A 23,711-nucleotide genomic window follows, 5' to 3' on the forward strand; every position below is an offset into this window, starting at 1 on the left:
GGAGATCTTATGTGGCTGGTACGTCCGGCTGAGCCGGATGATCTGGACCAGATTCTCGCCATTGCGGGCACCCAGTGTGCCCGTCTTTCTTCCACCCTGCCCAAACAGGGCGACGCCCTGGCCTACAAGATCGAGCAGTCCCTGGCGTCGTTTGCCGGCCGGATCAGCGCAGAGGATGACCCTCCCAGGTTCCTGTTCGTGCTTGAGGACACTGAGACCGGAGACATCGCCGGCACGGCCGGTATCGATGCCCATGCCGGCAATGGCCAGCCTTTTTACAGTTACCGGCGGGATGCCCTGATCCATGCCTCCCATGAACTGGGAGTGTCCCGCCGTGTGGAGGTGTTGTACCCCTCCCACTCGCTGACCGATGTATCGCTGCTGTGCTCTTTCTCGATCCGCCCGGGGCTGCAGGGCACGGATGCGTTCGAGTTGCTGTCGCGGGCCCGGATTCTGTTTATTGCTGATCACCGTGAATGGTTTGCCCAGCGTATGGCCGTGGAAATCCAGGGCGTTCAGCTGGACGACGGGAGCGTGCCCTTCTGGGACAGCCTTGGCCGGCATTTCTTTAATATGGATTTTGAAACGGCGGACCAGTACTCCGGGCAGCTCAGTAAAACCTTCATCGCAGAGCTCATGCCGCCCAATCCCATTTACGTGACGCTGCTGAGTGAATCGGCCCAGAAGGCGATGGGTCAGCCGCACCAGATTACTGTACCCAACTTTGAGTTGCTCCAGCGGGAAGGGTTCCAGCCGGGAAACTATCTGGACATTTTTGATGCCGGTCCGGTTCTTGAAGCTCGTACCGACAGCCTGAAAACCCTCGTGACCAGTCACCCGAAGGAACTTCATGGGACCAACGAGGACACCGGCGAAACCTGTCTCATTGCCGCCGGCGAGGGTGAACAGTTTCGCTGCACCCTGACACCGGTCGCCGAAACACTGGACGACAAACTCAAGGTGCCGGTCTCGACCTGGCATACGCTGAACCGGACCGCGGGTGACCGGGTAAGGATCGCGCCGCTATGACCTATTCGGGCACCGAGGACGCAGTTACGTATCAATCCGCCGGGATCACGGAGGCGACACCATGCTGGTAATTCGCCCGTTGCAGGAAAACGATCTGGACGACCTGTATGCCATGGCCCAAAGCGCCGGGAAGGGGCTGACCACCCTGCCGGCGGATCGCGAGCTGCTGCAGAAGAAGATCAATCACGCCCGTGAAACCTTCAACCAGCGCATTGCACCGGAAGCAGGGCTCTATCTCTTCGCTCTGGAGGATACCGAACGCAAGAAAACGGTCGGTATCAGCGGTATCCAGGCTCGCGTTGGTCTGGATGAAGTTTTCTACAATTACCGTCTGAGCGTCACCGTCAATGCCTCGAAAGAGCTGGGTGTGCACGTGCGGACTCCAACGCTGCATCTGTCAAACGACATGACCGATACCAGCGAAATCTGCTCCCTGCTGCTCTCCGATGAGTACAAAGGCGGAGGCAGCGGCCTGCTGCTTTCCCGCTGCCGGTTCATGTACCTGGATGAATTCCGCAAACACTTCTCGGAAAAAATCTTCGCGGAAATGCGGGGCGTGTCGGATGCCAACGGCCGGAGCCCTCTGTGGGACGCGCTGGGAACCAAATTCTTCGACATGGAGTTCAGCGAAGCGGACATGCTCTCGGGGCTGGGCAACAAGTCGTTTATTGCCGAGTTGATGCCCAAGTATCCGATATACCTGTCCATGTTGCCGGATTCCGCACGTGCCGTGATCGGCCGGGTCCATGACAACACCGCTCCGGCACTCCGGATGCTTCAGTCCGAGGGGTTCAACTTCAACGGACTGGTAGACATATTTGATGGCGGGCCCGTGGTTGAAGCCTTCGTTCACAATGTCCGGACGGTTCGCGAAGGCATGAACCGGCACGCCACGGTCACTCGCAAACCGGTCAACCTGGACGTTCCATCTGAGGAGCGGGTCATGGTTTCGAACCGCTCATTCCGGGATTTCCGGGTGACTACCGTGCCGATAGATTGTATCGGACCGGATACCGTCAGCCTGCCACCTGAAGTTGCCGAAGCCTTGCAGATTGAATCTGGCGATCCGGTTCGCCTGGCCCCCTTGAAAGACTCGGGGCTGCTGACCAAACATAGTTATAGAAGCTCAGTACCGGGAGGTGCATCGAAATGGCAAAGCTGACGGGTGAACTGTTTATCGACGGGCTCTGGCTACCGGGCCACGGGCCGGTATTCGAATCTGTCCAGCCGGTGACCGGTGAAACACTCTGGGATGGCGAAAGCGCCAATCTGGAGGATGTGGATGCGGCCGTTCGTGAAGCCCGCAATGCCTTTGTGAAGTGGCAGCGCAAGAGCTTTGCCGAACGCCAGGCCGTTGTTGAAGCCTTTGGTGAACTGCTTGAGGCTCACAAGGAAGAGCTGGCACACCAGATTGGCCTGGAGACCGGCAAGCCGCTGTGGGAATCCCGCACGGAAGTGGCGGCGATGATCGGCAAGATCGGCATTTCCGTGAAAGCCTACAACGACCGTACCGGGACATCTGAATCCGATGTTGCCGGTGGTCACGCCGTGCTCAGGCACCGGCCCCACGGGGTCGTTGCGGTTTTCGGCCCCTACAACTTTCCAGGGCATTTGCCGAATGGCCACATAGTGCCGGCTTTGCTCGCCGGTAACACGGTGGTGTTCAAACCGAGTGAGCTGACCCCGGGGGTCGCCGAGCTGACGGTAAAACTCTGGGAGAAGGCCGGCATTCCCGATGGAGTGATCAACCTCGTCCAGGGCGCTTCTGCCACGGGCAAATCCCTGGCCGGCCACCCGTTGATTGACGGCCTGTTCTTTACCGGCAGTTCTACCGTGGGTCATCTGTTGCACAAACAGTTCGGTGGCCAGCCTGAGAAAATCCTGGCCCTGGAGATGGGCGGCAACAACCCGCTGATCGTTCAGGATGTGGCTGATGTGGATGGTGCAGTGCACCATGCCCTGCAGTCGGCCTTCCTGTCGGCCGGTCAGCGCTGTACCTGTGCACGTCGCCTGCTGGTACCCAAGGGCAAGAAAGGTGACGCGTTCATCGACCGGCTGGTGGAAGTCTCCGCCCGAATCAAGGTCGGCGAGTTCGATGCCGATCCGCAGCCGTTTATGGGCTCCGTGATTTCCGCGGAGGCCGCCGAAAAACTCCTGGCGGCCCAGGCCAGCCTGCTTGAGAAGGGCGGCAAATCCCTGCTGGAGATGAAGTCCCTGAAGTCCGGAACCGGCCTGCTGTCGCCTGCTATCGTGGATGCCACAGGTCTGGACGTGACCGATGAAGAGTTCTTTGGCCCCTTGCTGAAGGTGTATCGCTACAAGAGCTTTGATGATGCACTGGCACTGGCGAACGATACTCACTACGGGCTGTCAGCGGGCATCCTGACGGACGACCGGAAACTCTATGAACGGCTGGTGGAAGAAGTGCGCGCCGGTATCGTGAACTGGAACCGGCCGCTGACCGGCGCCAGCAGCGCGGCGCCCTTTGGTGGTGTTGGCGCCAGTGGCAATCATCGCCCGAGCGCCTACTACGCTGCCGACTACTGTGCCTGGCCCATGGCTTCTCTGGAGGCCGGCAAGAGTGAGATGCCAGAGTCTCTGGCACCCGGCCTCAATTTCGATTAACGGAACCCAGTGCCATGGTGAAACACGCGGTTGAAGCAAACTTCGATGGTCTGGTCGGTCCCACCCACAATTACGCGGGACTGTCCTGGGGCAATGTAGCCTCCAAATCCAATGTCAGTTCCGTCTCGAATCCGAAGGAGGCGGCACTGCAGGGCCTGGCCAAAATGAAGCGCCTTGCGGACCGGGGCTATGTGCAGGGCGTTCTGCCTCCCCATGAGCGGCCGCATATTCCGACACTTCGGGCCCTGGGGTTCGAAGGTCCGGACGCTCGCGTTCTCGAGCAGGCGGCCAAATCCAGTCCATCGATCCTGGCGGCAGTCTCTTCTGCGTCGCCGATGTGGACGGCCAATGCGGCCACGGTATCGCCGAGTGCCGATACCTCTGACCATCGCGTGCATTTCACTCCGGCCAACCTGAGCGCCAAGTTCCACCGTTCCATTGAGCATGCGGTGACCGGACGGGCTCTGAAATCCATTTTTGCCGACGAGAGCTATTTTGCGCACCATCCGGCGCTGCCATCAGTGAGCCACTTTGGCGATGAGGGCGCGGCCAACCACACCCGGTTGTGTGCCGGTTACGGTGAGCCCGGCGTGGAACTGTTTGTGTATGGCCAGATGGCGTTCAACGAGCAGGCTCCGGCTCCGAAGAAATACCCGGCACGGCAAACGCTTGAGGCATCCCAGGCGGTGGCACGGCTGCATGGTCTCAGGGACCAGAATGCGGTGTTTGCCCAACAGAATCCGGACGCCATTGATGGCGGCGTTTTCCACAACGACGTGATAGCGGTGGGCAACGGTAATACGCTTTTCTACCATGAAATGGCGTTTCTTAACGAAGCGCAGGTGCTGGCGGACATCAGGGAGCGGCTCACCGGTGCCGAGCTGGAAGCGGTCCGGGTCAGCAGTGCCGATGTGCCGCTGGAAGATGCCGTGGCCTCCTACCTGTTCAACAGTCAGTTGCTGAACACACCCGACGGCATGCTGCTGGCGGTGCCCGGCGAGTGCCGAGAAGTGGCTTCGGTCAGCCGTTATCTGGATGGCCTGGTGAAGTCCGGCGGGCCGATCACCGCGGTGGAAGTGTTCGACGTCAAGCAGTCTATGCGCAATGGCGGTGGCCCGGCCTGTCTGCGGTTGAGGGTGGTGCTCAACGACGATGAGCTGAAAGCCATCAACCGGGGTGTGTTGCTCACCGATGAACTCTATGAGCGCCTGACCACCTGGGTGGAAGCCCATTACCGGGATGAACTCAGCCAGAACGAGCTTGGCGATCCGATGTTGCTGGAGGAGGTTCGCAAAGCCCTGGACGAACTCACCGGGATCATGGGCCTGGGCTCCATCTACGATTTCCAGCTCTAGCAGCCTGCCGGGCTGCGAGTTGTCAGGCAGAAATCGACGACGTCAGCATATCCATGGTGTGCCGGATCAGCTGCTCGGCCGGAAACGCCGGGTTACCCTCGCCCATTTCCGACTGGCAGAGCAGGATCACCCCGTGCAGGGCCCCGCGCAGGTACAGTGCGGTCTGAACGGGGTCGTTGATCCGGTCGCGGTTCATGGTGCCGTCCCGTAGCCCCAGTTCGATGGCCCCCACCATCAGCTCCATCAGGTCTGATTTGGAGCACAACATTTCCTCTGCCTGACTTTCGTCTGCCTCTGCCATGGCGGTGGACGCCTTGGTCAAAGCCGAGAAGTAATCCGGTTCCTCCAGATAGAAGCGATAATAGGATTCTCCCATCGCCCGGATCTGGCTCAGCCCGTTATCCGCGGTCTGTCTTGCCTCTTCAAATCGACGGAACAGGCTATGGCCCGCCCTGAGCATAATGCCCCTCTGTATCGCAGCCTTGTCCTTGAAGTACACGTACAGCAAGGCCCGGCTAAGGCTGGCGGTACGGGCGATGTCGTCCATGGACGTGCGTTCGTAGCCCTTTTCCGAGAACACCAGTTCGGCGGCGTCCAGGATGGTGTCGTAACGGGCCTGTTTCTCACGCTCGCGACGGGTTTTCAGCGGTTCGCTCATTCAATCATCCGGTAAGTTGGCAACAGCACGCATAGGATACCTGAAATCGAATCAAACCCGATTATTGACAAAATGTCAAAGAATGACATGATGTCTAAATCAATCATCGGGTTTCTCCAGGGACAGGACCCCGCCAACTACACAAGCAAGGATGAAAGGAAGAGTCATGACACCACTTCGAATCCCCGTTGCCATCGTTTCTCTTGCGGTTTTTTCACTGTTTCTGTCGGGCTGTAAAGCCAGTGACGTAGCCCCGGAGTCCGGGCAGCAGAAGGTTTCAGTGCGTGTGTCTGAAGTTTCCGGCGGCGAGAGCCAGGATATGCCGCTGCGGTTTTCCGGAATTGTTCGTGCTACCCAGCGAGCGACACTGACCTTCCAGGTCAGTGGCACCCTCAAGGAGCAGGCGGTGGAGCTCGGTCAGAAGGTGCAGGCCGGTGATCTGCTCGCCCGGGTCTACAATCCTGGCCTGGAGCCGGCCCGGGATTCTGCCAGGGCCCGCCTGGAAGAGTTGAGAACCCAGTATCAGCAGGCTCAGCGGGAGTGGGAGCGCTCCAGCCGATTGCACGAGCGCGGTGTGGTGTCCGAACAGACGCTGGAGCAGCTCGCAGCTCGGCGGGACTCCCTGGAGGCGAGCGTCGCAACGGCGCGGGCGTCCCTGGCGGAGGCAACCCAGCTGCTCGAGGAAAGTACACTTCGGGCGCCCTTTTCCGGACGGGTTGAAGCCCTGCTGGTGGAGCGGGACGAATTCGTGGCGGCCGGACAGCCGGTGATGCGGCTTTCCTCGCCCGAGGGCCGTGAGGTAGAGGTGCGGGTACCGGCGTATCTGCTGGATCATGTCGAGCTGGAGCAAACCTTGCCTGTCTGGTCCGTCCAGGACCGCAGCCGCCCGCCACAATCCGGTTCGGTGGTCGAGATTGCCCAGGCCAGCGCCATTCGCGGCGAGCTGCATCCGGTTCTGGTGAGCCTGCCGGTAAACACCCTGGAGCCCGGCCAGCCGGTAGAAGTGGGCATCACGCCTGTTCGGGAATCTGCCATCACAGTGCCCCTGCTGTCGGTGATCCGCAACGCCGAGGGCGTCAGTGTGTTCCGGGTCCGGGATAATGTGGCCTCCCGTGTTGCGGTGGAAGTCGACCGGGTCGTGGGCGAGCGGGTGGTGGTTACCTCTGGCGATTTGTCCCCGGGTGACCTGGTGGTTTATGCCGGCATGACACGGCTGGCGGACGGTGATGCCGTGGAGGTGCGCTGATGACCCGCCGGCTTCTGAACTGCCAGCGTCTGCTGGGCATGGTGGTGACCATGCTCTGCCTGTTGGGTATCGCGGCTTACAGCACCATGCCACGCCAGGAAGACCCGTCGTTTCCCTACCGGGCCGGCCTGATCAGCATCAACTATCCGGGTGCCAGCGCCGAGGCCGTTGAACGGCTCGTACTCAGGCCCCTGGTGGATGAACTTCGGCAGGTGGAGGAGGTGGATTATACCCAGTCCACCGCCCGTACCGGCGTTGCCATCGTGCGCCTGCGCCTGAATGACGACATCTACGACACCGACCCCGCCTGGGACCGAGTGCGCCAGGCCATGGAGCGCGCGAAGCAGGACTTCCCGGACGATGTGGGCCGGATGGTACTTGATGACCGTCTAATCGATATTCCTGCCATCGTCATGGCCGTAGGTGGCTCGCCCTCGGTAACGGAACTATCCGACGTTGCTGAACGGTTGAAGCAGAACCTCTCGGATTTGCCGGGGGTTTCCCGGATTGAGCTGGAAGGCGATGCAGACGAGCAGATTACCCTGGCACTGGACGATGCCGCGCTCTTCCGGCTTGGTATCTCACCGGCGCGGGTGCTGGACACGCTGGCGCGGCGAAACCAGACCATTCCCGGCGGCTTCGTGGTGGTCAATGGCCGCCGCCTGTCGGTCCTTCCCAACAGCGAGTTTGCCGATATTGACGCCATCCGCGCCACGCCCATTGAACTTCCGGATGGCTCACAGGTGCCCCTGGCCGCGGCAGCGGATGTCTGGCGTGGACCAGTAGAACCCAGACAGCCGGAAACCTGGTACGACGGCGAACGGGTGGTGCTGGTCTCCATCATTATGGAAGAGGGCACCACCGATGCGATCCGCTTTGGTCAGCGGGTGCGCGAACGCATGGAGCAGATTCGCGGAGACTTTGAACCCTACGAGATCCGGGAGATGTTCTTCCAGCCGGACAAGGTGCAGGAACGGCTCGATAACCTGGCCTGGAGCCTGGTGCTTTCAGTGCTGATCATCGTGGCGGTGGTCTTTACCGGCATGGGCATTCGTATGGGGCTGCTGGTCGCGTCCATTCTGCCCATGGTTGCCCTGATCAGTGTCGGGCTCTATGACCTCGGTGGGGGCGTGCTGCATCAGATCGCCGTCATTGGCATGGTGATCTCATTGGGCATCCTGATCGACAACGCCATCGTGATCGTCGAAAACATCCAGGGGCACCTGGATGAGGGCATGCGGCGGCTGGATGCCCTGCGCCAGGCCGTCAGCGAGCTGGCCGGCCCGCTGGGTGCCTCAACGGGAACGACACTGGCGGCCTTCGCACCCCTGCTTCTGGCCAAGGGCGGTGCTGCGGATTTCACCCGTGGCGTGCCGGTTATGATCATGCTGACACTGTCCGTCAGCTATCTGTTGGCTATCTCCGCCGTTCCCTTGCTGGCGGCCAGATTCCTGAAGCCCCGCCGCAAGGCGGGCCAGGACCGATTGATCGGAGTAGCCCGTTTTCTGGGTGGCCTGGTATCCCGTTACCCCGGACGGCTGATTACCGCCGGCGCCATACTTGTGGGCATCAGCCTTGCGATGACCCCCTTCATGGCCCAGCAGTTCTTTCCGAATGCCGATCGCCCGAGGGTGATTGTCGAAGTCTACATGCCCGAAGGCACCGACCAGGCCCGCACGGCTGAGGCCACGGAAAGTCTGGAGCGAATTATCCGTTCACAGCCGGACGCCCTGAAGGTCCACCGGTTCTTAGGCTTCACCGGACCTTCATTTTATTACAACCTGCAGCGCGCCCCCCAGGCACCGAACCGGGCACGGCTGGTGGTTACCACACCCACACTGGAAGACACTACCGGCATGATCCGCTGGATTCGCGCGCACGTGAAAGACCAGATGCCGGAACTGGATGTGACCGTGGGTATCCTCGGGCAGGGGCCGCCCAGGGCTGCGCCGGTGGAAATCCGTGTCTACCATGCCAATGATGGTGCCCGGATCGAAGCGGTGGAGCGGATCTTCAGCATTCTGAGAGGCGTTGAGGGCACGGTTGATGTCCGCCATGACCTGGATATTGGCGTTCCGAGTATTGCCATCAACGTCGACGATGCCACGGCGGCCCGCTACGGCCTGACCCGGGCCGATGTGGCCCAGAGCCTCTATGGCCAGAGCTTTGGTGTGGTGGCTGAGCGCTATCGCCAGGAAGAGGATCCCATCCCCTTGGTGCTGCGTTCCCGCGAGGGCACGGCCCTGTCGCTTTCACGGTTGCTGTCAGTGAATATCTACAACGACCGGGGGGACGCCGTACCGCTCTCAGCAGTAGCGACAGTGGATACCACCTGGGAACCGGCGGCTCGATACCTGCGTGATGGCGTAAGAATGAACACCGTCACGGCTAATCTCGAAACCGGTTACAGCTTCAGCCAGGCTCTGGACGGCCTTTACGCAGGGCTTGAGAGAAACCCGTTACCGCCGGGTACCCGCATGGCCATGGGCGGCGATGCTGAGGGCTCCGGTGAAGCCAATACCGCATTGCTCACCGCAGCCCCCATCGGGATGCTTTTGCTGCTGTTCTTCCTGCTGCTGCAGTTCAACTCCTTCCGCCGGGTCGGCATTATCCTTCTGACGGTGCCGCTGGCTACCGTCGGTATTTTCCCCGGATTGGTGCTGTCCGGCTCACCCTTCGGTTTCCAGTCTCTGCTTGGCGTGATCGCCCTCGTGGGAATCGTGGTGAACAACGCCATCGTTCTGCTGGACGTGATGGATCGGGAACTGGAGAAAGGAAGAGACATCCGCGACGCCATGCGCAACGCGGTAGAGCAGCGCACCCGCCCGATCCTGCTGACCACAGCAACCACCGTGGCCGGCCTGCTGCCATTGGCATTCTCAAGCTCCACGCTCTGGCCACCCATGGCCTGGGCCATCATCTCCGGCCTGCTGGCCTCAACGGTGCTCACGCTGCTGGTCATCCCGGCTGTCTGCACCCAGTTGATCAAAGCCAGCGTGCCGGAACCCGAAAACGCCCCGGCCTGATCAGCCGGAACGAGGGTCAGATGAAACTTTCATCTGACCCCGTTTCTGGCCGGATCATCAGCCCGATTCGATGGCCCACCGGAACCTCCGGATTGGGGAACACAATCGCCTCTGGTGAATGCCCCACCCGGTAACTGGTCTCGTCGTCCTCCCAGATGACTGTGCCGGGCTGATACTCGGTGAAATTGGCGACATCGTCCGGAATGTGGAACCGGAAGTTCTTCCCGGTGTTCAGAATCTCATGCACCACCTCGAACACCGTCAGGTGATCAAACGGCGGCTGCGGCGCAGGTGAGGGTAGCCCCCGGAACCGCCGTCGCAAGGCATCCTGGATGCCGGAAAAGCGCCCCAGATCATTCTGACCAAACGGCCGAACCTTACCCAACTCCATGGTAAAACTCTCGGCCTTCAACAGCGACGAGGAAAACGACGAAAACGTGGTGCCCGCCTTGTGCTGCAGCAGAAGCGTCTCCACCTCCGCCTCCAGCAGAAAATCACGCTGGTCGACCGGAACCGTCCGGCCCTCAACAAACGGATACAGTGCAAACCGCTCCCGGTGTGACGGCCGAATGGCCGTGTGCAGGTCGTAGTGATAGAGCGCCTGGGGATTGGCCATGGCAAACTGCCGGCAAGCCTCCTCAAGCTCCTGCGCCCGCGCAGCCTCGGCCAGCCCCTCATACTCGTTCCGACTATGCGCGCCATCGAACAGCCGATTGAGGTTCACTTCCAGAAAGCGCTTCCCTGCGACCATCGCGGGGGGATTACCCAGAATCAGCAAGACCGGGCAAGCCAGCTCCCATTCGCCCTCAATCAGTTCGGAAACCAGTCCGTTAAGAACCTCAATGGGCGCTGTTTCGTTCCCGTGAACACCTGCGGAAACGATGATGGCCTCGGCATTCGGGTTGCTTCGGCCAGCCGGGGGAACAATGTCCAGAACACCCACGGCCTTGCGGCTGATTCGGGTACCGTCGGGGAGAAAGGTCTTGATTTCTGGGAGTGATGCGGCTGGGTTGTCCAGGGCGTGGGAAAGCCAGTCACAATTCGTTCCGAACAGATCTTGTTTTGCCGACATAGAAGCCCCGAACCAGGTTTGGGGGCGGGCAGGGTATTGCCTCCCGGGAATGTCTGAAGCCATGGATGGCTTCAGTCAAGCGCACATGGATGTGCTCGTAGCGTTTCCCGGGAGGCAATACCCTGCCTGCCCGGGCACTGAAGTATGATGTTCCGCGGGCTCAGCCGTTCACCGGCCGCTGATGCTTCAGAAGATGAGTTTCGAGTTTGCGGAAAGCAAAAACCAGTATAAACGTGAGCGCCATATAGCAAAGTGCCACAAAGATAAACGCATCAAACGGCGCATAAAACCGGGAGTAAATATTACGGGCTGCTCCCGTCAGATCCACAATGGTTACTACACTCGCAATCGCACTGGCGTGCAGCATGAAGATCACCTCGTTGGAGTAGGCCTGCACCGCCCGCCGCGCTGCACTTGGCAGCACAATCCGCCGCATCCGCATAAACCAGTTCATGCCATAGGCTTTGGCTGCTTCAATTTCACCGTTGGGTGTAGATATGATCGCACCGCGGATAATCTCCGTGGTATAGGCCGCCGTGTTCAGTGTGAAAGCCAGCAGTGCCGGGTAGAAAGGCTCCCGGAAAATCTCCCACCAGAAGGTCTCCTGGATGCCCTCAATCTGGGCCAGCCCGTAATAGATGATGTAAAGCTGGATCAGCAATGGTGTGCCGCGGAACAGATAGGTGTAAAGCCACACCGGGCCGGAGACGAAGGGGTTGCGAACCGTCCGGAGGATGGCCAGCGGAACCGCCACCAGCAAACCGATAACCAGGGACAGAAACACCAGATGCACGGTGGTCACCATGCCATCCCAGTATTCCATGATGGTCATGGCAGTAAAGATTTCGTTCTGGTTCAGCCACTCGGCAATGAAATCAGGCATCCGTTAACCCCCCTGAACCACGCCGACATTGGCCCGTTTATCGAGCCACTTGATGAACAGCTCAGACCCCGCCGTAAGGGCCAGATAGACAAATGCCACCGGAATGAAAAAGTGGAACGGCATGCGCTCCGCCTTGGCGGCTTCCTCCGCCACACGAACCATGTCGGTCAGGCCAATGATCGAAACCAGGGCGGTGGTCTTCAGCAGAACCTGCCAGTTGTTGCCCAGACCGGGCAGGGCATGGCGCAGCATCTGAGGCAGCATGATCCTGCGGAAAGTATGCAGGCGGGTAAAGCCGTAGGCGCGGGCGGCCTCAATCTGGCCGGTTTCAACCGCCAGAAAGGCACCTCGGAAAGTTTCGGTCATGTAGGCGCCGAAGATCAGCCCGATCGTTACCACGCCAGAGATAAACGGGTCGAACTGAAAGAAAAAATCGATTTCGTAAGCTTCCCAGATGTAGTCCGAGAGCATGTTTACGGCAACCTGGCCGCCATAGTAGAACAGCAGCATCATGACCAGGTCTGGCACGCCACGTATCAAGGTGGTGTAAGTGGTGGCGATGCCTCTGGCAACCCGGCTTTGCGACAGTTTGGCAGGCGCGCCAATCAGTCCCAGGACAACCGAGAGGGCCAGAGAGAGGAAGGCCAGCTCAAGGGTAACGATTGCCCCGTCTATCAGGGCCGGGCCATAACCTTTCAGATCAAGCATGGGAACGTCCGGTAAGCAGAGGCGGCCTTAACGGCCGCTCCAGGCAGATTTACATCTTGATGTCGTAGGCGAAGTACTTCTGCATGAGGGTGTCGTAGGTCCCATCTTCCTTCAGGGTGCGAAGGGCTGCATTCACTTGCTCTGCGATATCCGCGTCTCGCTTGCGCATGGCAACGCCAACACCCTCACCCAGCTTTACGGGCTCACCAACTTCCTTGAAGCCTTCCTTGGGCAGTATAGTCTGCTCGCCTACCGGATAGTCTACGAAGACGACATCCAGACGCTGGCCTTCAAGGTCCAGAACCATGTCATCGGCGGTTGTGTAACGCTTGATGGTCACAATGCCGCCCATGTTTTCGGTTACGTGGGTGTCCATGGTGGTGCCACGCTGAACGCCCACGGTCTTGCCCTTCATGGCGTCCATGTCGGTGACGTCGGTGTTGAAGCTCTCAGGGCCGAACCAGCCACCCGGGGTGTTGTAGTACGGCTCGGAGAACAGAACCCGCTCGGCCCGCTCCGGAGTGATGGACATGGAAGACATGATCAGATCAAACTTACGCGCCAGCAGACCCGGGATCATGCCGTCCCATGACTGAATAACGAATTCGCAGTCAGCGTTCATTTCTTCACACATGGCTTCGGCCAGTTCCACTTCGAAACCGGTCAGCTCGCCGTTCTCGTCTTTGTACTCAAACGGCTCGTAGGGCACGTCGAATGCAATGCGGAGGCTACGTTCCTGGGCCTGTGCACCGCCTGCAATCAGGGCGAGGGCGCAGCTTGCTGCAACAATCAGTTTTTTCATGTGTCACTTCTCCAGTGGTTTGCCTTTTGGGCTTTATTTTTGATGGAAGTTTTTGGTTCCAGCATTTTATTTTTCACCGGTTCAAGATAGCACCGAGTGTCAGAAGTTGGGAGTCAGGAACTGCTTCATGCGTTCCGAATCCGGGTGATCAAACACTTTTTCGGGGGTACCCTGTTCCTCGATCACGCCCTGATGCAAAAACAGGACCTGACTCGACACATCCCTTGCGAACGCCATTTCGTGGGTAACCACGATCATGGTGCGGCCTTCCTCGGCCAGGCTTTGCATAACCTTCAGTACTTCCCCCACCAGCTCAGGGTCCAGCGCCGACGTGGGTTCGTCAAACAGCATGACTTCCGGTTCCATGGCCAGGGCCCGGGCAATAGCCGCCCGCTGCTGCTGGCCACCGGACATCTGGGCCGGGTAGTAGTCCTTGCGCTCGTAGATGCCCACCTTGTTCAGATAGGCTTCCGCGCGCTCGATGGCTTCCTTCTTGGGAACCTTGAGCACGTGGATCGGCGCTTCAACGATGTTCTCCAGCACCGTCATGTGAGACCAGAGATTGAAGCTTTGGAACACCATGGAAAGTTTGGCGCGGATCAGCTCAACCTGCTTGTTATCCGCGGGAATGCGTTCGCCCCTGCGGTTGGTCGTGAACTTTATTGGGTCGCCGTGCACGATAATGTCGCCGGAAGTGGGGGTTTCCAGCAGGTTTATACAACGCAGGAGGGTGCTCTTGCCGGAGCCGGAGCTGCCGATCAGGGAAACCACGTCGCCTTTGCGGGTCTCCAGTGAAATACCTTTGAGCACTTCAAGCTGGTCAAAGGTCTTGTGAATGTCCCTGCAGATCAAAGGCGACTGGTCCGCCATGGGTGACTCCTGGGGCTGTAATTCAAAGGCGCATGTTTTACGGACTGTGGATACGGAAATCAATCCCTTAAAGAGAGCGTTTTACCGAATTTCACCGCCGTTCGCTGCATGACATTGTGGTCGAATGATTGTTCAATGCAAGCTTTTTGCCATGCTAGGCTTCTGCCCGCAAATGATCATTCGCTTTGTCCTGTTCAATGGGCAGCCTGATCAGTTTGCCTCCGTCTTTCTCCATGTCTCTCATGGCCTCACTGACAAACCGTACGTGGGCCATCGCCACCTTCTGGGCGTTGGCCGGCTTGCCAGCGATGACGGCCTCATACAGCTGCCGGTGCTGGCGGACGATTTTCTTCCGCATTTCTTCTCTCGGGTTCAGGTTGGCAACCGAGGCCTGAACGGTCAACAACATCATGTTTTTCAGGCTGTTGAGCACATGCACCAGTACCGGATTATGGGATGCCTCGACAATCGCAAGATGGAAACCATGGTCGAGACGGGCGTTACGAAGCGGGTCGGTATCCTCAAGCGCCCGGAACGCCTTCGTGATGCGATGCCGGTCGAGGCGGGTTGCCCGCAGGGCAGCGAGATAGGCGGCCTGGCCTTCCAGTTGTTCGCGTACTTCCAGAAGGTCGAAAAGTGTGCGGGGATGTCCCTCGAAAAGATGCATCAGCGGACTCTGTTCTCCCAGCTCGCTCGCGCCGGGCACCATGCTGGCCACAAACGACCCCTTGCCGTGGCGGGTCTCAATAACGCCGCGGCCCTGAAGCTCATGCAGGGCTTCCCGGATCACTGCGCGGGAAACACCCAGCCGGGTCGCCAGTTGGCGCTCGGACGGTATCTTCTGCTCCGGAGCCAGCCCGCCGTCGAGAATAAGGCGTTCCAGCCGATATGAGATTTCCTGGGAGATTGCCATTTGGGGGCCTGTTTATGCTCTCTGGTCTGACCAGTGAATGCTTCTGATTGTAGGTGTTTCCGTTCTCAGCTGATGTGCGTCCGAGCCCGTTAAATATGGCCGATTCAGAGTATTTCGTCCATTTTTAATACTTCAAAAACTGGTCAGACCAGTGCTCACCGAACTGGACTAAACCCGGATTGGCTACGAATATCATTCTAATGTCGGCCTGCGCCGGCGTTGCCATAGACGCTGATAAAAACAAAGCCAACGGAGACGTTTCGATGAATTCGAAGAATAACATCCGAAATAGCTGTGACACTGGCGAGACCCCACCTCGCAGAAGTTTCCTCAAGACAATCGCCATGGGCGCCACTCTGGCAGGCGCAATGCTCATGGGCGCAGGTCAGGTCCAAGCTGCTACCACGTGGAAAATCCAGTCGACCTGGGACGCGGGTACGGTGGGCTACACGCTCTTCGAGGAGTGGTGTAAGAGTATTGAGGCCAAGTCCGGCGGAGAGCTCAAGTTCCAGTGCTTCCCGGCCAAGGCGGTTGCTGCCGACAACAACGCGCTGTTTGACGCTGTTCGTAACGGCGTGCTGCAGGGTATGAACCCGTTCACCCTGTACTGGGCGGGCAAGATCCCTGCCTCTGTGTTCCTGTCTTCCTACCCAGCGGGTCCGGATCAGCCCCATCAGTGGGACACCATGTTCTACTCCATGGGTATGCTCGAGAAGACCCGGGAAATCTACAAGAAGTTCGGCCTGTTCTACGTTGGCCCGATCCAGCACGATGCCAACATCATCCATTCCAAGCAGCCGGTAAACAGTCTTGACGACCTGAAAGGTATGAAGATCCGCGTACCCGGAGGCATGGTTGCCGAGGTTTTCCAGCAGTTTGGCGTGTCCACGGTCAGTCTGCCGGGCTCGGATATTTTCCCGGCTCTCGAAAAAGGCACCATTGACGCGGCGGACTTTGTAGGTCCTGCGGTCAACTACGAGCTGGGCTTCTCCCAGGTTACTGACTACATCATCTTTGGACCTCCCGGCGTGATGTCTATCTACCAGCCGGTGGACCTGATGGATCTGACCGTCAGTCTGCGTGCCTGGAACTCTATCTCGCCTGAGCTTCAGCAGCTGGTTGAGGACGAGGTTCGGATCTACTCCCAGAAGCACTACCTGGCCATCCAGGCGCGCAACATCGAGGCGATGGAGAAGTTCAAGGCGGATGGCGACACGGTTACCCGCCTGAGCCAGGAAGATCTGGAAACCTGGCGTAAAGCTGCGATCCCCATCTGGTTCAACTGGGCCAACAAGAATGATGACGCGCGCGCCATCCTGGATATCCAGCTGAAGTACATGATGAACGACACGGTTGGCTACATAACCGAAGAAGACATCAAGGGCTTCTGAGTTCCAAAGCTCAAATAAAAAACGACACACGAGGAAGGCAGGGTTAGCCGACTAAGGATTAGCCCTCCCTTCCTCGCTCTTTGATCTGGGTGGTAACAACATGTCTGATCTGAGTTCCTTTGGCTTTGTTTTGCCGCACTGGTTCTACTGGGGCTGGCTTGCGGTAATGCCATTGCTCATGATGGCTTGGGATAAGTGGAGCAGTAAGCACGGCGGAGATGACGCCGAGCCCGAGAAAACGGTTTCCGAGCTGCAGTCTGAAGAAGATGATCCTCTTGCTCACTTTGAGTACGAGGGTAACTGGTTTACGAAAATCGTTGACTGGATGTGCGAGAAGTCAGGTCTTTTCGTTGCGTTCTGGACCATCAACGCCGTGCTTTTCTATTTCTTTGAAGTGGTGATGCGATACATCTTTAACATGCCAACGATCTGGGTGCATGAGGCCAGCTTCCTGATCTTCGGTATGCAGTACATCCTTGCCGGTGCCTTTGCGCTGTTGCACGGAGCGCACGTTCGGGTAGACGTCGTCTACAACTTCCTGCCGGTTCGCGGGCGCGTGGGCATGGATATTTTCACCTCCATGTTCTTCTTCATATTTGCAGCCGTTCTGGCCACCACATCCTGGACCTTCTTCCAGGACTCCCTGATGATGCAAGAGACCACTGTCGAGACCTGGGGTATCCAGTATTACCCCGTGAAAGGCGTGATGTTTGTGGGCGCAATCCTGTTGCTGCTCGCCGGCTTTTCGAAGCTGCTTAAAGACATCGTACTGTTCATCCGTCTCGGTCAGGAGCGCACATCATGAGTACAACAACTGCAGCGCCCAGCAGCGGCATGGCCGGAAAACTGGGTACATGGTTAATGATCATCGCCACCGTGGGTCTGGCGTTTGTCATCTGTGTTGAACTGATCAACATTCTCTTTTATGACCCATGGAGTGATGACAAATTCCTCTTCAAGCTCTCGGGTAGCTTGTCCGGCGTCGAAATCGGGCCGTTGACCTACCTGATGTTTGGATCTCTGGCTGTCGCCCTGATGATGGGGCTGCCGCTTGCTTTCGTGACCGGTGGTCTTGGTGTCATGTTCATCTACCTGGTGGGTGACGCCATGATGTTGAACATTGTCCCCGGCCGGATCTTCCCGTTGATGGCAAACCCCGACATTGCTGCGATCCCTCTGTTCATCTTCATGGCGTCGATGCTTGAACGCGCGGGCCTGATCGAAGAAATGTTCAGCGTGGTTTACAAGTGGATGGGCGGCATCAGTGGCGGCCTTGCTGCTGCAACCATTGTCGCCTCTACGATTCTGGCTGCGATGGTCGGTGTTATCGGTGCCGCCGTTGTCACCATGGGCATTATCGCACTGCCGGCCATGTTGAAACGTCATTACGACCACAAGATTGCCATCGGCTCCATCATGGCGGGTGGAACCCTGGGTATCCTCATTCCGCCTTCGATTCTGGCCATTCTGTATGCCGTTGTTGCACAGCAGTCTGTGGGCGAGCTTTATCTGGGCTCTCTGTTGCCCGGTCTGATGCTCTCCGGTCTGTACCTGACTTATGTTCTGGTGCGCAGCTGGCTGAATCCGAAGCTGGGCCCGCCCATTCCGGTGGAAGACCGGATCAGTCTGAAAGAAAAGCTCAAGCTTCTGGGCAACCTGATTGCACCCCTTGCACTGGTTGGTCTGGTTCTGGGCCTGCTTTTCGGTGGTATTGCCACGCCGGTTGAAGCGGCTGGTATCGGTTCGTTCGGTGCCATTATCGTTGCGATGATGCACAAGAAGTTCTCGATTGCCGGCCTTCGCGAAGCCTCCGTGACCACGGCCAAGGCGTCTGCCATGGTTCTGTGGATCATGTTCGGTGCATCGGTATTCGTCGGTTTCTACATCCTCCAGGGTGGTCAGCAGTTTGTCACCGACGCCATACTTGGAACCGGCATGTCGGCGTACGGGATCCTGCTCCTGCTGATGGTCTTGCTGGTGGTTCTGGGTATGTTCCTTGACTGGGTTGGTATCCTGCTGCTGGCAGTGCCCATCTTCATTCCGATTGTGAAGGCGCTGGAATTCCCTGGCTTGTTCGGCTTCCCGCCGGTAGCCGGTGACGACGTGGTGCTCTGGTTCGGTGTGTTGTACCTGGTGAACATGCAGATGTCTTTCCTGAGTCCGCCGTTTGGTTACGCACTGTTTTACATCCGCGGCGTTTGTCCTCCGGAAATCTCCATGGGTACCATCTTCAAGTCTTCCCTGGTGTTCCTGGCGATTCAGGCGTTCGGACTGTTCATGTGTGTCCTGATCCCCGGCATCGTAACCTGGCTGCCAGGGCTGGTTTACGGTTAATCAAATCAAGGAGTAAAGCTTTATGTTGACGATCAAACGACTGGACCTTGCCGAGGCGCGCATCCTCATTGAGGGCGCGGCTGAAAAGGCCCGTGAAATCGGTGTGCCCATGTGCATCGCTGTGGTGGACGAATCCGGCAATCTGGTGGCCTTCGAGCGCATGGACGGCGGCAAGATCACCAGTGTGACCATTGCCCAGGACAAGGCCTTCACGGCGGCTGCGGCCAAGAAAGCCACCCATGACTACAACAAGGTGAACGTGCCCGGCAGTCTCGCTTTCGGTATCCACACCGAAGTTGGCGGGCGCATCAGCTCTGTTGGCGGTGGTCTGCCGGTGATCGTCGACGGCGAAGTGGTGGGTGGTATCGGAATCAGTTCCGGTACCCCCCAGCAGGATATGGACTGTGCCCAGGCCGGTCTTGACCACTTTGAAACAAAACGCGGTTGATGACTGTCACACTGACGTAATTCGAACCCAGAGAGTGCTATGACTACCAAGCCGAAAGTCAGCAAAGCCGAGCTGGCGGAGCAGTTCCGGGCGTTTATCGACCCGGACTACGTCATCACCGATGACGAAACCATGAAGCCCTACGAATGCGACGGCATGTCGATGTATTGCGAAATGCCGTTGCTGGTGGTGCTGCCGGAAACCGTTGAACAGGTGCAGCGGGTGATGCGCATCTGTAACGAGAACGCGGTACCTGTGGTGGCCCGTGGAGCCGGAACGGGACTCAGTGCCGGTGCCATGCCCAACAAGGAGGGCGTGGTACTGTCGCTGGCCAAGTTCAATCGCATCGTGGAGATTGATCCGCTGGCCCGAACGGCAAGACTGCAGCCCGGGGTGCGAAACCTCGCCATCAGCGAAGAAGCGGCCCAGTACGGTCTGTATTACGGGCCAGATCCTTCCTCGCAGATCGCCTGCACCATTGGCGGTAACGTGGCCGAGAACTCGGGCGGCGTGCATTGCCTCAAGTACGGTCTGACCGTTCACAACATCCTGAGCGTGGAAATGGTCACCGCCGAGGGTGATGTCGTGACCGTGGGCAGTGATGGTCTGGACGGCTGTGGGATGGACCTGCTTGCGCTGATGACCGGCTCCGAGGGGCTGCTGGGTGTGGTGACGGAAGTCAAAGTGAAGCTGTTGCCGAAACCCGAAGTAGCCCAGGTTGTCATGGCCGGGTTTGATGACGTGCAGAAAGGTGGTGACGCCGTGGGCGGGATTATCTCCCACGGCATTATCCCTGGTGGCCTTGAAATGATGGATGGCCACGCCATCATCGCAGCGGATGACTTCGCCCAGGCCGGCTACCCGCGGGACGCCAAGGCGTTGTTGTTGTGTGAAGTGGACGGCACCGAGGAGGAAGTTCACGAACACATTGCCCAGGCCGAAGAAGTCTTCCGCAAGCTGGGTGCCACTTCGGTTCGGACCTCTCAGAGCGAGGAAGAGCGAGCCCTGCTGTGGAAAGGCCGTAAGTCTGCGTTCCCGGCCGTGGGCCGGATTTCACCGGACTACTACTGCATGGACGGTACCATTCCCCGTCGTGAGATCGCTTATGTTCTGACGGAAATGGAGAAGATGTCCGAGGAGTTTGGTCTGCGCGTCGCCAACGTGTTCCATGCCGGCGATGGCAACCTGCACCCGCTGATCCTGTTTGATGCGAATGTGCCCGGCGAATTCGAGCGCACGGAGGCCTTCGGTTCACGCATCCTGGAAATGTGTGTGGAGGTAGGTGGCTGCATTACCGGTGAACACGGCGTTGGCGTTGAAAAGATTCGCCAGATGGCGGTGCAGTTCAACGATGAGGAGCTCCAGCAGTTCCACGACGTAAAGGCCGCGTTTGATCCCGCCGGTATCCTGAACCCGGGCAAGGGCGTACCGGCCCTTCGGTTCTGTCAGGAATACCGCTCCCTTGAGCACAAACAACACACGCACGAACATACGGAAGCCGCCCATGGCTGATATTTCCCAACAGTTGAAGGAGCAGGTGCTCCAGGCCCGGGACAGCGGGCACAAACTCAATATTGTCGGCGGTGGCACCAAGGCCTTTATGGGCCGGGAAGCCGACACCGATGCCGGAACCCTCAACGTGGGCGAGCATACCGGTATCGTTGACTATCACCCGGTGGAGCTTGTTTTGACCGTCCGTGCCGGCACGCCGCTGAGCGAAATCGAGGCGACTCTGGCTGAAGAAGGCCAGTGCCTGCATTTTGAGCCACCCCATTTTGGTGCCGCCTCCACGATCGGCGGCACCCTGGCCTGTAACCTTTCCGGTCCGGGACGCCCCTGGGCCGGCTCGGTGCGTGACCAGGTGCTGGGTATCCGGCTGCTCAATGGCAAGGGCGAACATCTTCGCTTTGGTGGTCAGGTCATGAAAAACGTGGCCGGCTATGACGTATCACGTCTTCAGGCCGGTGCCCTGGGAACCCTGGGCGTAATTACTGAAATCAGCATGAAAGTGATGCCGAAACCGGCCGCTTCCCTGACCCTGGTTCAGGAAATGGGCATGGACGAGGTGGTTCACTATATGAACAGCCGGGCGGCCGAGCCCAAGCCCATTACTGCCGCCTGCTGGGTGGACGGCAAGGTTTACCTGCGCCTGGCCGGTGCGAAATCCGGTGTGGAAGCCACCGCTGAAAAGTGGTCCGGCGAAGTGATGGAAGAGGGCGACCACTTCTGGCGACAGGTGCAGGATATGCACCACGAATTTTTTGCCGGTAACGACGTGCCTTTGTGGCGCTTCTCCGTTGGTTCGACAGCTGCCACACCGAAACTGGAAGGTAACTGGTTTATCGACTGGGCTGGTTCCCAGCGCTGGTTCCGTGGCGCCGGTGAGCTGAAAGATCTGGAGCCTGCGGCCCGTGCTGCCGGTGGCCAGGTCAGCCTGTTCCGTGGTGGCGATCGCACCGGTGAGGTGATGCACCACCAGCCGGAGGCCCTGAAGGGCATCCAGCGCCGCATCAAGAATGCCTTTGATCCGGACAATATCTTCAATCCCGGACGTTTATACAGCTGGTTGTAATTATGCAGACGAATCTGGTTCAACAATTTGCTAACACCAAGGAAGGCCAGGAAGCCGAGTCGATCCTGAGGGCCTGTGTGCATTGTGGCTTTTGCACCGCTACCTGCCCGACCTATCAGGAGCTGAACGACGAGCGTGACGGTCCTCGTGGCCGGATCTACCTGATGAAGATGTTCCTGGAAGGGGCGGAAGTTACCGAGAAAACCCGCGAGCACCTGGACCGCTGCCTGACTTGCCGCAGCTGTGAGACCACCTGTCCGTCCGGTGTCCAGTATGGCCGCCTGGTGGACATCAGCCGCGGCCTGATGGAAAAGGAGATGCCCAGGGAGCCGAAAGACAAGTGGCTGCGCTGGGCCCTGGCGCGGGTGATTCCCAACCGCCAGTTGTTCGGTGTTCTGCTTCGTCTGGGGCAGGTTTTCCGCCCGGTATTACCGGAAAAACTGCGCACCAAGGTGCCGCCCAGAAAGCAGGCCAGCCCCTGGCCTGCAGCCAGTCACAGCCGTATTGTGCTGGCACTGGCCGGTTGCGTGCAGCCTTCGGCCACTCCGAATACCAATGCAGCCGCCGCCCGGGTTCTGGATCGGCTCGGCATTACCATGGTGGAAGCCCCGGAGGCTGGCTGCTGTGGTGCCGTGAATTATCACCTTTCCGAGCACGAGAAAGGCCTGGAAAGAATGCGCCAGAACATTGATGCCTGGTGGCCCGCTATCGAAGCGGGGGCTGAGGCAATCATCATGACGGCTTCCGGTTGCGGCGCGATGGTTCAGGATTACGGTCATCTGTTGAAGGACGATCCGGTCTATGCCGCCAAGGCCCAGAAGGTGAGCGAGCTGTGCACCGATCTCGGCGCCTTTTTGCTGAAACAGGATCTGGAAAAGCTCAAGGTCCGGCAGGACCCGGGCAAGGTGGCATTCCATTGTCCCTGCACCCTGCAGCACGCAATGAAGCAGAATGGTGTGGTGGAGCAGGTGCTGACACGGGCGGGTGTTAACCTGGCTGCGACCAAGGACAAGCACCTTTGCTGCGGGTCCGCTGGCACCTATTCGGTGACCCAGCCGGAGATGAGCCAGAAGCTGCTTGGTAACAAACTGAAGGCTTTGACCGTCGACAATCCGGACCGCATCGTGACCGCCAATATCGGTTGCCAGATGCACCTGGAAACCAAGTCGCCGGTGCCGGTGCAGCACTGGATCGAGCTTCTCGACCAGTAGAACCGAAATCGGGGCCGGATGAGGTGTTCATCCGGCCCCGAGCCTATCTGCCCCCAAGTCCGGGGCTTTTTTCGCTATACTGCCCTGCCAAATTACCGAACCACAGGGAGTGGAACCGTATGCCAAGGATGATGGCTGGTCTTGTTTTGTCTTTATTTCTCACTTCAGCAGTCAGTGCCGAGGTATACACCTGGATAGACAGCCGGGGCGTAGCGCATTTTTCCGATTACCCGCCGGGAGAAATTCCCCATAAGCAGCTTGACGTGCAGGCGCCTGTCACGGTGCCGATGTCCGAGAATCTCGGGCAAGGCAAACGCGTGTCAGGAATCCGCAAAGAGGTTGAAGGCCTGCTTGCCTCCGGTCGCCCGACGGGCTCCGGAGCAACGGCAAAAGAAAAGGCCGATGCCGAGCTGGAGAAGACCTGCGCAACCTATAGAAGCAAACTGGAGCGGATCCAGTCTAAACTGCGGGCGGGCTATAGCAACGACCGGGGGAACAGTCTCCGGCAGCAGCGCAGGACGCTCAGCCAAAAGCTGAGCCGCGAGTGCATCCTGCGCTGATTCAGGCT

21 protein-coding genes are annotated in these 23,711 nt (G+C 58.8%); 14 read left to right on the plus strand and 7 right to left on the minus strand.

The features are described from left to right. The first annotated feature begins 9 nt into the window (after window positions 1–9). The 4 genes from BM035_RS17100 to astB all read left to right on the plus strand — a co-directional run bounded on the left by BM035_RS17100 (window position 10) and on the right by astB (window position 5,009). Complete coding sequence (locus BM035_RS17100) at window positions 10–1,029, plus strand: arginine N-succinyltransferase (protein WP_092033293.1); 1,020 nt, start codon at window positions 10–12, stop codon at window positions 1,027–1,029. A 61-nt stretch (window positions 1,030–1,090) separates the two neighbouring features. Then, entirely contained in the window at window positions 1,091–2,191 is a 1,101-nt protein-coding gene (gene astA, locus BM035_RS17105) for an arginine N-succinyltransferase (RefSeq protein WP_092033296.1), read from the plus strand. After that, on the plus strand, window positions 2,179–3,654 hold the full coding sequence (gene astD, locus BM035_RS17110; protein WP_092033298.1) for a succinylglutamate-semialdehyde dehydrogenase: 1,476 nt from the start codon (window positions 2,179–2,181) through the stop codon (window positions 3,652–3,654). Before astA ends, astD begins: the two co-directional genes overlap by 13 nt. A 14-nt stretch (window positions 3,655–3,668) precedes the next feature. Continuing rightward, a complete protein-coding gene (astB, locus tag BM035_RS17115) occupies window positions 3,669–5,009 on the plus strand; it encodes an N-succinylarginine dihydrolase (protein ID WP_008169251.1) in 1,341 nt (446 codons plus the stop codon). Between the two features lie 22 nt (window positions 5,010–5,031). Here astB and BM035_RS17120 read toward each other — a convergent pair whose 3' ends face one another. Beyond that, the gene (locus tag BM035_RS17120) at window positions 5,032–5,667 is read right to left on the minus strand and encodes a TetR/AcrR family transcriptional regulator (RefSeq protein WP_008169253.1); all 636 of its coding nucleotides are present in this window, start codon (window positions 5,665–5,667) and stop codon (window positions 5,032–5,034) included. A 166-nt stretch (window positions 5,668–5,833) separates the two neighbouring features. Here BM035_RS17120 and BM035_RS17125 point away from each other — a divergent pair, with 166 nt between their 5' ends. Together BM035_RS17125 and BM035_RS17130 are read left to right on the plus strand one after the other, a co-directional pair. Beyond that, window positions 5,834–6,913, plus strand: coding sequence for an efflux RND transporter periplasmic adaptor subunit (locus BM035_RS17125; RefSeq protein ID WP_092033301.1), 1,080 nt, complete (start codon window positions 5,834–5,836; stop codon window positions 6,911–6,913). Next, complete coding sequence (locus tag BM035_RS17130) at window positions 6,913–9,939, plus strand: efflux RND transporter permease subunit (protein WP_092033303.1); 3,027 nt, start codon at window positions 6,913–6,915, stop codon at window positions 9,937–9,939. The genes BM035_RS17125 and BM035_RS17130 overlap by 1 nt, the downstream gene beginning before the upstream one ends. 16 nt (window positions 9,940–9,955) lie before the next feature. Here BM035_RS17130 and astE read toward each other — a convergent pair whose 3' ends face one another. The 6 genes from astE to BM035_RS17160 form a co-directional block, all read right to left on the minus strand. Then, window positions 9,956–11,011, minus strand: coding sequence for a succinylglutamate desuccinylase (astE, locus tag BM035_RS17135; RefSeq protein WP_092033305.1), 1,056 nt, complete (start codon window positions 11,009–11,011; stop codon window positions 9,956–9,958). Between the two features lie 160 nt (window positions 11,012–11,171). Then, window positions 11,172–11,894 carry an ABC transporter permease gene (locus BM035_RS17140; protein WP_008169264.1) on the minus strand — a complete coding sequence of 241 codons (723 nt, stop codon included), beginning with the start codon at window positions 11,892–11,894 and terminating at the stop codon, window positions 11,172–11,174. A gap of 3 nt (window positions 11,895–11,897) precedes the next feature. Then, window positions 11,898–12,602, minus strand: coding sequence for an ABC transporter permease (locus BM035_RS17145; protein WP_008169266.1), 705 nt, complete (start codon window positions 12,600–12,602; stop codon window positions 11,898–11,900). Window positions 12,603–12,651: 49 nt separating this feature from the next. Beyond that, window positions 12,652–13,404 carry a transporter substrate-binding domain-containing protein gene (locus BM035_RS17150; RefSeq protein ID WP_008169268.1) on the minus strand — a complete coding sequence of 251 codons (753 nt, stop codon included), beginning with the start codon at window positions 13,402–13,404 and terminating at the stop codon, window positions 12,652–12,654. A 99-nt stretch (window positions 13,405–13,503) separates the two neighbouring features. After that, window positions 13,504–14,274: an ABC transporter ATP-binding protein gene (locus BM035_RS17155; protein WP_008169270.1), complete on the minus strand. Its 771-nt coding sequence runs from the start codon at window positions 14,272–14,274 to the stop codon at window positions 13,504–13,506. A gap of 154 nt (window positions 14,275–14,428) precedes the next feature. Continuing rightward, a complete protein-coding gene (locus tag BM035_RS17160) occupies window positions 14,429–15,187 on the minus strand; it encodes an FCD domain-containing protein (RefSeq protein WP_008169272.1) in 759 nt (252 codons plus the stop codon). Window positions 15,188–15,531: 344 nt separating this feature from the next. On the opposite strand from BM035_RS17160, the gene dctP reads away from it, so the two are divergent. The 8 genes from dctP (at window position 15,532) to BM035_RS17200 (ending at window position 23,703) form a co-directional block, all read left to right on the plus strand. Continuing rightward, window positions 15,532–16,578 (plus strand): TRAP transporter substrate-binding protein DctP, encoded by a 1,047-nt coding sequence (gene dctP / locus BM035_RS17165; RefSeq protein ID WP_008169277.1) that lies wholly within the window; start codon window positions 15,532–15,534, stop codon window positions 16,576–16,578. Between the two features lie 100 nt (window positions 16,579–16,678). Further along, entirely contained in the window at window positions 16,679–17,383 is a 705-nt protein-coding gene (locus tag BM035_RS17170) for a TRAP transporter small permease subunit (protein WP_008169278.1), read from the plus strand. After that, window positions 17,380–18,912: a TRAP transporter large permease gene (locus BM035_RS17175; protein ID WP_008169280.1), complete on the plus strand. Its 1,533-nt coding sequence runs from the start codon at window positions 17,380–17,382 to the stop codon at window positions 18,910–18,912. Before BM035_RS17170 ends, BM035_RS17175 begins: the two co-directional genes overlap by 4 nt. A gap of 22 nt (window positions 18,913–18,934) precedes the next feature. Then, on the plus strand, window positions 18,935–19,360 hold the full coding sequence (locus BM035_RS17180) for a GlcG/HbpS family heme-binding protein (RefSeq protein ID WP_008169282.1): 426 nt from the start codon (window positions 18,935–18,937) through the stop codon (window positions 19,358–19,360). Between the two features lie 39 nt (window positions 19,361–19,399). Beyond that, window positions 19,400–20,872: an FAD-linked oxidase C-terminal domain-containing protein gene (locus BM035_RS17185; RefSeq protein ID WP_008169283.1), complete on the plus strand. Its 1,473-nt coding sequence runs from the start codon at window positions 19,400–19,402 to the stop codon at window positions 20,870–20,872. Further along, window positions 20,865–21,932 (plus strand): glycolate oxidase subunit GlcE, encoded by a 1,068-nt coding sequence (gene glcE, locus BM035_RS17190; RefSeq protein ID WP_014578257.1) that lies wholly within the window; start codon window positions 20,865–20,867, stop codon window positions 21,930–21,932. Before BM035_RS17185 ends, glcE begins: the two co-directional genes overlap by 8 nt. Window positions 21,933–21,934: 2 nt before the next feature. Next, entirely contained in the window at window positions 21,935–23,143 is a 1,209-nt protein-coding gene (gene glcF / locus BM035_RS17195; RefSeq protein WP_008169287.1) for a glycolate oxidase subunit GlcF, read from the plus strand. A gap of 119 nt (window positions 23,144–23,262) precedes the next feature. Continuing rightward, window positions 23,263–23,703, plus strand: coding sequence for a DUF4124 domain-containing protein (locus BM035_RS17200; protein ID WP_008169290.1), 441 nt, complete (start codon window positions 23,263–23,265; stop codon window positions 23,701–23,703). Window positions 23,704–23,711: the final 8 nt, after the last annotated feature.

The sequence above is a fragment of the Marinobacter sp. DSM 26671 genome, assembly GCF_900112835.1.
GTDB classification, from domain to species: Bacteria; Pseudomonadota; Gammaproteobacteria; order Pseudomonadales; family Oleiphilaceae; genus Marinobacter; species Marinobacter flavimaris.

Excerpts from the sequence above, each read along its gene's own strand:
- dctP (WP_008169277.1), top strand. The coding sequence starts at position 15,532 with ATGGGCGCCACTCTGGCAGGCGCAATGCTCATGGGCGCAGGTCAGGTC.
- BM035_RS17125 (WP_092033301.1), top strand. The coding sequence starts at position 5,834 with ATGACACCACTTCGAATCCCCGTTGCCATCGTTTCTCTTGCGGTTTTT.
- BM035_RS17175 (WP_008169280.1), top strand. The coding sequence starts at position 17,380 with ATGAGTACAACAACTGCAGCGCCCAGCAGCGGCATGGCCGGAAAACTG.
- BM035_RS17160 (WP_008169272.1), bottom strand. The coding sequence starts at position 15,187 with ATGGCAATCTCCCAGGAAATCTCATATCGGCTGGAACGCCTTATTCTC.
- astE (WP_092033305.1), bottom strand. The coding sequence starts at position 11,011 with ATGTCGGCAAAACAAGATCTGTTCGGAACGAATTGTGACTGGCTTTCC.
- glcE (WP_014578257.1), top strand. The coding sequence starts at position 20,865 with ATGGCTGATATTTCCCAACAGTTGAAGGAGCAGGTGCTCCAGGCCCGG.
- BM035_RS17180 (WP_008169282.1), top strand. The coding sequence starts at position 18,935 with ATGTTGACGATCAAACGACTGGACCTTGCCGAGGCGCGCATCCTCATT.
- BM035_RS17170 (WP_008169278.1), top strand. The coding sequence starts at position 16,679 with ATGTCTGATCTGAGTTCCTTTGGCTTTGTTTTGCCGCACTGGTTCTAC.
- astB (WP_008169251.1), top strand. The coding sequence starts at position 3,669 with ATGGTGAAACACGCGGTTGAAGCAAACTTCGATGGTCTGGTCGGTCCC.
- astA (WP_092033296.1), top strand. The coding sequence starts at position 1,091 with ATGCTGGTAATTCGCCCGTTGCAGGAAAACGATCTGGACGACCTGTAT.
- BM035_RS17185 (WP_008169283.1), top strand. The coding sequence starts at position 19,400 with ATGACTACCAAGCCGAAAGTCAGCAAAGCCGAGCTGGCGGAGCAGTTC.
- BM035_RS17140 (WP_008169264.1), bottom strand. The coding sequence starts at position 11,894 with ATGCCTGATTTCATTGCCGAGTGGCTGAACCAGAACGAAATCTTTACT.
- BM035_RS17130 (WP_092033303.1), top strand. The coding sequence starts at position 6,913 with ATGACCCGCCGGCTTCTGAACTGCCAGCGTCTGCTGGGCATGGTGGTG.
- BM035_RS17120 (WP_008169253.1), bottom strand. The coding sequence starts at position 5,667 with ATGAGCGAACCGCTGAAAACCCGTCGCGAGCGTGAGAAACAGGCCCGT.
- BM035_RS17155 (WP_008169270.1), bottom strand. The coding sequence starts at position 14,274 with ATGGCGGACCAGTCGCCTTTGATCTGCAGGGACATTCACAAGACCTTT.
- BM035_RS17200 (WP_008169290.1), top strand. The coding sequence starts at position 23,263 with ATGCCAAGGATGATGGCTGGTCTTGTTTTGTCTTTATTTCTCACTTCA.
- BM035_RS17150 (WP_008169268.1), bottom strand. The coding sequence starts at position 13,404 with ATGAAAAAACTGATTGTTGCAGCAAGCTGCGCCCTCGCCCTGATTGCA.
- astD (WP_092033298.1), top strand. The coding sequence starts at position 2,179 with ATGGCAAAGCTGACGGGTGAACTGTTTATCGACGGGCTCTGGCTACCG.
- BM035_RS17100 (WP_092033293.1), top strand. The coding sequence starts at position 10 with ATGTGGCTGGTACGTCCGGCTGAGCCGGATGATCTGGACCAGATTCTC.
- glcF (WP_008169287.1), top strand. The coding sequence starts at position 21,935 with ATGCAGACGAATCTGGTTCAACAATTTGCTAACACCAAGGAAGGCCAG.
- BM035_RS17145 (WP_008169266.1), bottom strand. The coding sequence starts at position 12,602 with ATGCTTGATCTGAAAGGTTATGGCCCGGCCCTGATAGACGGGGCAATC.